This is a genomic window from Dyadobacter sp. BE31 (assembly GCF_031457695.1).
In the GTDB taxonomy this organism is placed as follows: Bacteria; Bacteroidota; Bacteroidia; order Cytophagales; family Spirosomataceae; genus Dyadobacter.
Genome location: NZ_JAVDXA010000008.1, coordinates 188287 through 200230 on the forward strand (window position 1 = coordinate 188287; position 11944 = coordinate 200230).

Below are 11944 nucleotides of genomic sequence, written 5' to 3' on the forward strand. Positions count from 1 at the left end.
AGTCACGTGTAATGAACGTGAAATTCAAAACGATCAAAAATATGCAATATAAACTACTACGACAAATTGTAGCGATGTCTAGGTATGCGGTTATCGGGACGGTTTTGCAATGCATTTTCGCGGGTTTGCTGTCGGCTTCCGACGGCAAGGCCCAGGAGCAGAGCATTGAGAAAATCTACATTTCCATCGACCTGCACAACGTGCCGCTGGAAGATGCCTTTGTGGTGATCAACGACAAAACCAATTTCAATTTTCAGTACGATCACAAACTCGTACAAAACAAAACGGTTGACCTCAGTTTTCCGCAAGCGAGTGTGGGGAAGCTGCTACGGCATATTTCGGAGGAAACGAGCCTCAGTTTCAGCCGGGTCAACGAAACCATTTATGTTTCCAATGCCAAAAGGCATGCCGTGACCGAAGTGCTCAACGGGGCTTCGGTGTTCAAGGCATCGGCCACGGGCAAACCCGAGGCATTTGCGGGTTCTGCTGAGGCCTATCATGCACAACGGCTCCGCCAGGTGATGGACAATGCCATTGCTTCATTGACCGTGACGGTAACCGGTGTGGTCCGCGACGAAAACGGGATCGGCCTGCCGGGTGTGAACGTCGTCGAGAAAGGGACCCTCAACGGGCTTTCGACGGATACTGAGGGTAAATACAAAATCACCGTTACGAATAATGCTTCGATGTTGGTATTCAGTTATATCGGGTACGTTTCGCAGGAAATACAGGTGGCCGGCCGCCGGTCGCTGGATGTGAAGCTCGTGCCTGAAAACAAGGCGTTGGAAGAAGTAGTGGTGGTGGGTTACGGCACGCAGCGTAAGGAGAGTGTAGTAGGAGCTATTTCGCAGGTCGACAACAAGGCTCTCATGCGCTCGGGTACGTCCAACGTGACCAACGCGCTCGCGGGCAAGCTTTCGGGCGTGCTCACGATGCAGCAGAGTGGTGAGCCGGGCAGTGACCACTCCGAGATCGTGATCCGCGGACTTTCGAGCTGGAACGGCTCGCAGCCGCTGGTGATGGTGGACGGCGTGGAGCGCGATTTCCGCGACATGGACCCCAACGAGATCGCGACAATATCGGTATTGAAAGATGCATCGGCTACGGCCGTTTTTGGCGCGAAAGGGGCCAACGGGGTTATTATCGTGACGACCAAACGGGGGACGATCGGTAAACCCAAACTGGATTTTACAGCGTCTTATGGTCTGGCAAAGGCTACCCGCATTCCCGACCACATCAGTTCCTACCAGACGATGTCGATGTACAACCAGGCGCTGATGAACGGCCAGCAGTTCACCGACCTCATTCCGCAATATGCATTGAATGAGTACAGGAATCCTTCCACGCCGCTCAACAGTCTGCGCTATCCGGACGTGAACTGGTTCGATCTGATGACAAAACCATTTGCAACGAATGCAAATGCCAATTTTAATGTGTCGGGCGGGACCAACTTCATCAAGTATTTTACATCATTGGGCTATTCCTACCAGGGCGATTTTTTCAAAGCTTATCACGAGGGCTACGACGACACCAGATATTGGTACAACCGCTTCAACTACCGGACCAATATCGATTTTAACCTGACACGCTCGACGACCCTATCCCTGAACGTAGGAGGTGAGACGGGCATCAAAAACCAGCCGAGCGGTACACCGTGGCGTAATTTGTATTCGACGGGGCCGTCGCGCTACCCGGCTTATTTCCCGGCCTGGGTGCTCGAACAGGTACCGGATCCCGATTATCCCAACGACAGCGGCGACCGCCTTGCGATGAACTTCGGCGAGTTTACGGGCAATCCTTACACTTCGATGAACCAGGGTTCTTTCGACCGCTATCTCGATTCCAAGCTATTTACCGACCTGATCCTCGATCAGAAACTGGATTTCATTACGCCAGGGCTCACCGCGAAAGGCAAGGTTTCGCTGAGTACCTATTATAAGAACCTGTCTTTGACCGGCCGTTACACATTCCCGGAATACCAGCTGAATTACGATAAGATCGGCACGGAGGAAAATCCGTGGTTCCGTGCCGGACAGGGGAACGAGGTATTTCAGCAAACGCCGCTCGATATCAATGTTGGCGCGCTCGAAGGCGGCTACTATAAGGATTTATATTATGAACTGTCGGCCAACTACAACCGGTCGTTCGGCAAACATAATGTAAGCGGGCTGGTGCTCGTGAACCGCCAGCAGCGCGACCGGGAAACGAGTTTTCCGTATTACAACCAGGGCCTGGTAAGCCGCGGCACCTACGATTACTCGGGCAAATACCTGCTTGAAGTGAATGTGGGCTACACCGGTTCGGAGCGGTTTGCTCCCGGTATGCGGTATGGCTTTTTCCCGTCGGGGGCAGTAGGCTGGGTCGTATCGGAAGAGAAGTTCTTCAAGGAACGCATCCGCTGGATCAGCAAACTGAAATTGCGGTATTCGGATGGTAAGGTGGGAAGTGACATCGCGACCAACCGATGGCTGTATTTGAGTGATTATTTCAAAGATAATGCCGGATATATTCACGAAGACCTCGGTCCGAACCTCGTTTCACAATGGGAAGAAGCCCGGAAACGGGATTTTGGTATTGAGCTCGGACTCTGGAACGATACTTTCACCTTCGGCGTCGATCTGTTCGACGAGCGTCGCAAGAAGATGCTCCTCGACCCGCGAAGTGTGACTATGCTGGTGGGTAATTCTTTCAAGGAGCTCAATCTTGGACGGCTCAAAAAGCACGGTATCGAGCTCGAAGCGGAATATCGTAATAATACCGCATCGGGCCTCAGCTATTTTGTGAAAGGGTTGTTCGGTTTTAATGAAAACCGCATTCTGTTCAAGGACGATCTCCCTTATGCCTATGATTACCAGAAAGACGCAGGCAAACCGCTCGGCGCGCAGCTCAGCGGTGTGGAACTGACGGGCAGTGGCTACTACACTTCCGTTGATGATATTCATAACAACGTGTCGGCCATTGATTTGCAAAAACTGAATGTAGGCGATTACAAATTCCTCGATTTCAACGGCGACGGCAAGGTGACCAACCTCGATAAGTACCCGATCCCCGGCTCCGACTATCCGCCCATTACTTATTCGTTTTCGGCAGGGTTTTCCTGGAAAAAGTTCGATTTCAACTTCATGTTTCAGGGTAATGTGGGCAAATATGTGGAGTTCAACCAGCCCTATGAAGTGGAGTTTATCAAAGGCGACTGGCGCGTGCATGCCTCGCAGCTCGATTACTGGACGCCCACCAATCCGGGTGCGAACCATGCCACCTTGCACTACTCCGGCGGCGGGAGCACCGATAACCTTTTTTGGGGCGGCGGCGAGGCCGACAGGGGTTTTGATATCATGATCGAAAACCGTTTCTGGCGCAACTCCAACTACCTGCGTCTGCGGGAGGTGTATGCATCATATACATTCAATTCCAAATTCCTCCGGCGGGTGATCGGCACCTCGAACCTGGTGTTTTTCGTGACCGGCAATAACCTGTGGACCTTCACAAAACTCATTGAAGGCGATCCGGAAAGGAAGGATTTTAACCAGGGTTTCTATCCCCAAATGACCAGTGTAAAATTTGCCATCAGGGCGGCATTCTAACCCAAACCAACAGACGATGAAAAGATTAATTACGATACTGTGTGTACCGGTGCTGTTCATTTTGCTTTTGGCGTCGTGCGTAGAAGACTATCTGGACAAAGCGCCGGAGTCGGGGCTGACGGAGGCGGATGTTTTTTCCAAATATGAAAATTTCAAAAAGTTCTTCGACGGCATTTATGAGGGCAATAAACTAGACGGTACCACCTGGCGTGCCTATAATATTAAGACAGGCTATTCACTGTATTTCGATTTCTGGGATCAGAAATATACCATGGAGGCGCTCACGGATATGAGCGATATGGGGCGGGTAATGGATGCGCAGGTGATCAAAAGCGGCCAGATTTCGGCGATCATTAATAAAATGACCTACGACCCGTCGCGCCGGCCCATCCTGGGGGCGATGTTCGCCATTATCCGCAAGTGCAACATGACATTGAAAAACATCGGGATGCTCAAAGACGCCAGCCCGGTAGATATCAATGATTTCAAGGGTCAGGCGCACTTTATACGCGCGTTTGCGCATTTCGAGCTGTTCCGGTTATGGGGGCCTATGCCTTACCTTACCAAGGTGATCGGGCAAGGAGATGAATGGGATATTCCAAGACTCTCGAAACGCGAAACGCTGATCCGTATTGCCATGGATATGGACTCGGCCGCCGCCTATTTCGAGCAGGCCGACCTCATGCGCCGCGACCCGGGTCCCGGCGTGGCAGGACACCTCAACAATCCCGAACAAAAACGCCCGACCGGCGTAGCAGCGAAGGCATTCAAAGCCCGCGCATTGCTCTACGCGGCAAGTCCCCTGAACAACGAACAGGGCAATGCCGACTGGGAGGCAGCCGCCAAAGCCAATTGGGAGGCCATTCAGATCGCCGAGAAGTATGGCTACGGGCTGCTTTCGCTTGCCGACTACAAGAAGAATTACATAGGTACCACCTATTCCAATGAACAACTATGGGCATGGTATGCCGGTACGAAAACCTATAACGACGGTACTTTGAACGGCCAGATGAACGGAGTTTTCGGAGGTGGGAAAACGGGCTGGTCGGGAGAATGCCCTACCCAGAACACGGTTGATAAGTTTGAAACCAAATGGGGGGAGCCATTGAATACTCCTGCTGACCGGCAGGCCGCCGTGGCCGCAGGGCATTACAGCGAGCAGGATCCCTACAAAGACCGCGACCCGCGTTTTTACATTGACATTATTTATAACACCGCACCGGTGCCGGGTTACGGTAACGCCAAGATCTACTACGAAACCAAAGACGGCGCCGCGGTATACGGTCAGTTGCTGGACCAGTCTTACGCAGGCATTACGCGCACGGGCTACTACGAGCGCAAGACCTGGGGCGAGCAGAGTGTGAATAACAAAACGACCCCGCAATATACCGATCCGCTGATCCGCCTTGGAGAGTTGTACCTCAACTACGCTGAGGCTGCCAACGAAGCCTACGGCCCTAATGGCGCGGCTCCCGGTTCGTCCCTCACCGCCTTGCAGGCACTCAACCGCATTCGCACGCGTGCAGGTATGCCCGACGTGTTGCAGGCCTATACCGGTACGAAGGACAAACTCCGCGACCGCATCAAGAACGAGCGTACTATCGAGCTTTGCTTCGAAGGCGGGCATTATTACCACGATATCCGCCGCTGGAAAGACGCCCCGAAAGTGATGGGCGGCACGCTCTACCGGATGGACGTGGAGAAAGTGCCTGCAAGCACCACTTACCCGACAGGCTTCAAGTATACCCGGATGCCGCTCTCGGCAGATCGCCAGACGCGCTGGAAAGAAGCCATGTACTATCTGCCGTTCAACACGGAGGATATGTACAAAATGAAAAATTTCGTCCCCAACGAAGTCTGGTAACCCGTAACGCTCAATCGATGATGAAAAAAATAATCCAGTATACAGCGCAGGCGGTTATCGGAATGATCGTACTCTGCCTGCTGTGGGGCAGCAATGTGCTCGCCCAGGACAAGCCGGCCAAAAAACCGAAACCGGTGAATGTAAGTCTTAAAGTGACCGACGAAAACGGTAACCCGATCCCGAATGCCTCGGTGGTGGTAGGCGAGGGGCAGATCCACGCCGAAACCAACGAGAGCGGCGATTTTGACTTCCAGGCATTGCCTGAGGACTTTGTGACGGTTTCGTCCTACGGTTACAGCAAATCGGTGTCGCTCGTGGGCGATATTGTAACCAACAGCGTGGTGGAACTGAAAAAAGCCAAGTTGTTTGCCACGGCCGATGACGCCATACCCATGCCTTTTATGAATATGCCGAAACGGCTGGCAACGGGAAGTTATGTGACTCTAAAAACCGCAGATCTTGAAAAGTATCCTACCAACGACCTCCGCAATGCATTTTCGGGGCTTGTTAATGGTCTGGAAGTAGTGGAGCGCGATGGCTCTCCCGGGCTGACGGCCGAGGAGGAGCTGGGTAATTTCAGGATCACGGAAAAGATAGGCCTCGCTACACGCGGCCGCAGCCCTATTTTCATTATCGACGACATCCCGACCGACATTACTGAAATGCCGATAGACCCGCAGGAAATCGAGTCGGTCACAGTCATTAAGGACATTGTAGGTAAGGCCATGCTCGGGCCAAGGGGCGCGGACGGCATTATTTACATTAAAACCAAAAGAGGGAAAGTTAATGAACGGATCCTGAGCGTGAATGCTGAACAGGGCGTGAGTGTGGTCGACAGGTTCCCTGGCTGGGCGTCGGGTGCGGAGTATGCCGGGCTTAATAATATGGCGCGCACCAATAGTCTGCTGTCGCCGCTTTACAATGAAAATGATATTGCCGCCTACGCAAAGAATGATCCGTACGATCTCTATCGGCCGAGCGTCGATTTCCGGCGGATGATGCTGAAAGATTCGAAGCCTTTCACGCGGGTAAACCTGTCGTCGACCGGTGGCAATGAAACCGTGCAGTACAATGCCTACCTGGGCTACAACGGGGAAGGGGATATTTACAAAATCGGCGGCAAGTCGGACTATAACCGGATTAATGTGCGGTCGAACATCGACATTAAAATCAATCCGCTGATCAAGGTCAAATTCGACTTCTTTGGCGGGCTTGCGCTGCGCCGCTCACCCAATTATGGGTATAACGCCAATTTCACGAGCGACGATTTCAACACCAACACCGCATTGGACCTTGTGGAGTTCAACAGCGTCATTAACGACATCACCAACACACCGCCGATCGCATTTCCTGTGTACGCGGCATTTGGGGATAATGCGGTGGCACCGTGGTATGGGGTGAGTTCCAACTATAAAGCCAATCCGATCGGTAACCTCATGCACAATGGCTATTATACGGAAACCGGCCGGACGGGCGCTTCTAACCTCACTTTCGACTACGACTTGAAAGAGCTCGTACCGGGCCTCAGATCGACGACCTATGCCGGGTTTAACCTGTTCAACAGCTTGCGGATCGGAAAGGCCGAGGATTACATCGCCTATATAGCCACACCCGGCAAAACCGACGCCGGCCTGGATACGATCAGGCTCTCAAAAGTACACGACGGTGTGGATATGGCTGGTCAGGCGAAACTGCACGATTACTATTCGCAGCGGTTTGTGGTTTATGAAAACCTCAGCTACGAAAAAAGCTGGAACGTACACAGCATTCAGGCGGGGCTGACCTATTACCTGGGCAAATTGTCGCGTAACGGGATCGAAGAACCCCAGCGCCAGCAGAATGCCGTGTTCAATGGGGTGTATTCGCTGAAAGACCGGTATGTGTTCCAGGGCGTGCTTAATTATGCCGGTACTTACAGTTTCGACAAAGGTAAGCGGTACGCATTGTTTCCTGCGGCCGGCGTGAGCTGGGTGATTTCGGAAGAGGGCTTTTTCAAAAATCTGAAAGGCATCGATTACCTCAAAATCCGGGCGGAAGCCGGGATGCTCGGCTATGAAAGTTTCCTGCCACCGTTCTATTATCTCGACCGCTGGGGCGTGAACTCTACCGGTTCGGCATTCGGGCCTTATTCGACCGGGCAATGGTTTGGCAGTAATACCGACAACCTGGTTTACCGCACCTCGCCCGGCCGCATCGGTAATCCCGATTTGACCTGGGAAAAAAGGAAAGAGTTCAATATCGGCATCGACGGTTTGTTTCTGAAACGCAGGCTTTCGATTGAAATCAACTATTTCAATAACCTGCGCGACGGAATCGTGTCGCAGCTGGCCAATACCGTGCCGCTGGTGGCGGGTATTTCCGGTGCGAGACCCTGGTATAATTACAACAAAGTCAGGAGTTTCGGTGTGGAGACTGCAATGCAATATACCGAACGCCTGGGAGAACTCCGGGTTTCGATCGGCGGCAATGCCACCGTGCAGAACAGCAAAATCCTGAAATGGGACGAACCCAATTTCCGCTTCGGTTACCAGACGCGCATTGGTACACCTTCCGATGGCTACTGGGGGCAAACATACATGGGCAAGTTCGCCAGTGACGCAGAAACCGATGTTATCCCGCAGATTTATGATGAAGACCTCAAAGCGGGCGACCTGAAATACCGGGATATGAATGGCGACGGCGTGGTAGACGACAATGACCAGAGCCGGATCGGTCACGTGTCGCCCCGGCTGACCTACGCATTAAGCCTGAAACTGGCATTCAGGAATCTGGAACTTACCGCCATCGGTACCGGCCGGGCATTCTATCAGATTCCTTTCACCAATAAGTACTTCTGGAATGGCTGGGGGGATAACAACTACTCCGATTTCGTGAAGGAAAACATGGGAGGTCAGTATCCGCGGCTTACCTATTATAAGGTTAATAACAACTTCGTGTCTTCGGATTTCTGGCTGCGTGATGGCGGGTTTTTCAAAATTCAGAACGTGGAGCTGGCCTATAATGTGCCGGTCAGGCTGGGTAATATGATCGCTGCGCGCGGCATCCGCGTGTATGTACGCGGGGCCAATGTGCTCACATTCTCCAAGATCAAAGGGGTAGACCCGGAGTCGGTGAATTCGGGCATTTCCGCCTATCCGTTGTTCCGCACGTTTTCAGGAGGGGTTAAACTGACATTTTAAAGCCAGAGCTATGCATTTGAAATCATTTTGTATCAAAAATATCTTTTTCCTAACCATCGCCGTGCTGGGGCTGGCGTCGTGCGTTGACTACCTGGAACCTTACCCGAATGGCAACAGAACCACGGACGATATCTGGAAATACCAGGATATGGTACAGGGGCTTGTGGGGCAGTGCTATGATAACATGACCCGCAACTACAACGACAATGAAGGCGTTTTCCTCGACGGTGCTACCGACGACGTGGTCATTACGAGCACCACGCATCCGCTCAACCGCCTCGCAGTGGGTGCCATGCCCACCAGCCTCGACCCGTTCAGGACCTATTGGGACAGGGATTACCGCTCTATTTATCTTTTGAATCTTTTCCTCAAAGACCGGCGGGGATATAATACCCGCTTTCTGGTGGACCCGCACCTCGACAGCCTCGTTAAAAACCGGTTGCAGGGCGAAGCATTTGCATTGCGGGCGTGGTTTCAATGGGACTTGCTTCAAAAGTTCGGTGGAATGGCCAACGGGCAGCTGATGGGCTTCCCGATCGTACTGGACCCGGTGGATATTAAAGCGGAGACGAATCTCGCGCGCGGCACGTACGACGCCTGCGTGAAGCAGATCATCGCCGACTGCGATTCGGCCTACAAATACCTGCCCATTGCCCATCGTGATTTTCTGGTCAAGAATGTCAACGACCGTGCTTACGCGGGAGGGCGCTATTGGGGGCGAATGGACGGCATCACCACGCGGGCGATCAAGGCATTGGTATACCTTACCTGGGCCAGCCCGCGATTCAACCCCTCGAACGACATGACGCGCTGGGACCTCGCCGCGCAGAATGCGAAGGAGGTGATCGATTTCAAAATGAAGACCGACGCCGTTACCAATGGCTTCAATGCAACAAAAGCCGTAAACTGGTTCGATCCGAACTTCCCGGGGATCATCTGGGCGTCGCGCTATAACAATGCGAATGATGCCATGGAGCGGATGTTCTACCCCGGCGGTTTCCAGGGTACCGGATCGGTAGGGGCCACGCAGGATCTGGTAGACGCATTTCCGATGAAGAATGGTTACCCCATTACCGATCCGCGCAGCAAATACGACCCGGCCAATCCCTACGCCGACCGTGATCCCCGTTTTTACGCCACGATTTTTCATAACAATGCCAAAGCCGTGAAAATCAATAGCGATAAAGTGATGTATACGTTTGAAAACTGGCAGAATGCGAAGGATGCCGCCGGTCCGGCGGTGAACAGCCGTACCAATTATCATATCAAGAAAATGGTATTCATGGGATTGAACTGGTCGGATAATTCCATCAACCGCCAGCCGCATTCGAAATTCTTCATTCGCTGGGAGCACATGCTGCTTGCGTTTGCGGAGGCTGCCAATCAGGCGGAAGGGCCCGAAGGGGGCAAATACGGTATGTCGGCCAAGGATGCGATGGAGTATCTACGTAAGAAGGACAATACCGATGGGGGAAAAGGCTTTGCCACCGATCCTTACCTCGCCGAGGCGGCATCGAAGGGAAAAGCGGTTTTCGATGGGTTTATCAAAAATGAAAGAAGAATCGAGACCTGCTTCGAAGGCATGCGGTTTTTCGACCTGCGTCGCTGGTCGACCAATCTCACAGACCTGAACAAGCCCGTACGGATGGCGAAAATTACCCGTAATTCGGACGGGAGTTTTGAATATAAACTCGACGAAGTGGTGGAAGCGCGGTCATACCGATCTGCATTCCTGCCGATTCCTTATGACGAAGTGCTTAGAATGTCTAACCTGGTACAAAACGATGGCTGGGAGGCCTGGAAATAAACATGAATGCTATGAAAAAGAGAATTGCCGTCGCCCTCGGGCTCACCATGGCACTGAGCGCTTGCTATGACGATTACATCAAGGATTTCGATTACACTTCGGTCTATTTTATGTACCAGACCAACGCGCGCACGTTCGTGGTGGGCGAGGGGATGAGCATTGAGGTGGGCGCTGCGCTGGCAGGCGTGCGTGAGAACAGGCAGGACAGGGTGGTAAGCTTTCAAATGGATGCCGCGCTGGTGAATGCGAATGCACTGGAAGCGATGAAGGCCGGGGCGGCTTACATCCGGGAAGCAGTGAGCGGCGTCGATACGCTGAAACCGCTTCCTGCCGACTACTTCACTATTTCTGATAATTCGAGAATGGTGATCAAGGCCGGCACGCATATGGGCTCGGTGGTGATCAAGGCCGATTCCGCCCGGTTTCTGAAAGATGCCGCAACGATCCGGGCCGGGTATGCGATCCCGTTCTACATCACCTCGGCCGACGCCGATTCGATTGTTCGTGCCAAGCGTTCGGCAGTGGTGGCGCTCAAATACGAGAATATGCTTTTTGGTAACTACTGGCATGGCGGTGTTACCACCGTGAAAGACGCCGCGGGTAAAGTGGTGAAAACCGTGAAGTACTACACGACGATCCCGTCGCCGGAAGCCAAAATTTTCAAGCTGAAAACCGTAGCGCCCGATGCGCTCGTGACCAACATGATCAGCGACCAGGAGGGTTCCTTTAAAATTACACTCGACGGAAATGCCATTAAAATCAGCAAAGCCGATGGTTCTGCCGTCGATGTGAAGGCCGATGGGGCGAGTATTTTCAACCGTGCGAAGCTGTTACAGGAGCGGAAACTGTTTTTAAGTTATAAATATGAAAATGAGGATGGTACCACTTCTTTCGCGCAGGACACACTGACATTCCGGAACCGCATCCGCGACGGTGTAAACGAGTGGCAGGACGAGAACCCGGACCATTACAAATAGGTGTCAGATTACCGCTTCATCAGCAAACCGGGTGCCATATTTGCTTGGTAATACTCTTACTTAATATTGTTTAAATGCAATATTTGGAAGTGGTATTACCAGCGGATATGGCATTTTTGTATTCGTTTGTGCAAATATTTTATAATAAAATATTGGAACGAGTCTATTTTGGCAACGTTCCCGATAACGATTGCATAAATAAACTTCACCGATCGTTTTCAATTTTCTTCCCGAATCTCTATTCTCCGAAAGATTTCCGAATGGTACTTTTAGTACAATAAATAGGCTTATTGGAATTGTTCAAATGAGCTTATGACCGGAATCGAAAAGTGCCTTATCATCCCTAAGCCTCTTTCCAGATAAAATATTTTAACAGATTAGTTACAAATCTGTGTTAAGTAACCTCATGTTTATTTGTAACTATTTATGGAAAAAATATAATTATTTTGTAGGGGTAATCTATCAAGTGATCGTCAGAATTGACAGTTTATGGTGAACTACTATTAATGGTTAAACAATCAATGCGTATGAAA

At 51.8% G+C, this 11944-nt stretch carries 5 protein-coding genes; all 5 read left to right on the forward strand.

What is annotated here, in order from left to right; translation table 11 throughout:
* Positions 1 to 41: 41 nt before the first annotated feature.
* From J2Y43_RS30765 to J2Y43_RS30785, 5 genes are read left to right on the forward strand one after another with little or no spacing between them, the layout of a single operon-like run.
* Positions 42 to 3584, forward strand: a complete 3543-nt coding sequence (locus J2Y43_RS30765) for a TonB-dependent receptor (protein WP_309991830.1) — start codon at positions 42 to 44, stop codon at positions 3582 to 3584.
* Between the two features lie 16 nt (positions 3585 to 3600).
* Positions 3601 to 5448, forward strand: coding sequence for a RagB/SusD family nutrient uptake outer membrane protein (locus tag J2Y43_RS30770; RefSeq protein ID WP_309991831.1), 1848 nt, complete (start codon positions 3601 to 3603; stop codon positions 5446 to 5448).
* Positions 5449 to 5465: 17 nt separating this feature from the next.
* Entirely contained in the window at positions 5466 to 8627 is a 3162-nt protein-coding gene (locus J2Y43_RS30775) for a SusC/RagA family TonB-linked outer membrane protein (protein WP_309991833.1), read from the forward strand.
* Between the two features lie 10 nt (positions 8628 to 8637).
* Positions 8638 to 10434, forward strand: coding sequence for a RagB/SusD family nutrient uptake outer membrane protein (locus tag J2Y43_RS30780; protein WP_309991835.1), 1797 nt, complete (start codon positions 8638 to 8640; stop codon positions 10432 to 10434).
* Positions 10435 to 10445: 11 nt separating this feature from the next.
* The gene (locus J2Y43_RS30785) at positions 10446 to 11411 is read left to right on the forward strand and encodes a DUF1735 domain-containing protein (protein WP_309991838.1); all 966 of its coding nucleotides are present in this window, start codon (positions 10446 to 10448) and stop codon (positions 11409 to 11411) included.
* The last annotated feature ends 533 nt before the right edge of the window (positions 11412 to 11944 follow it).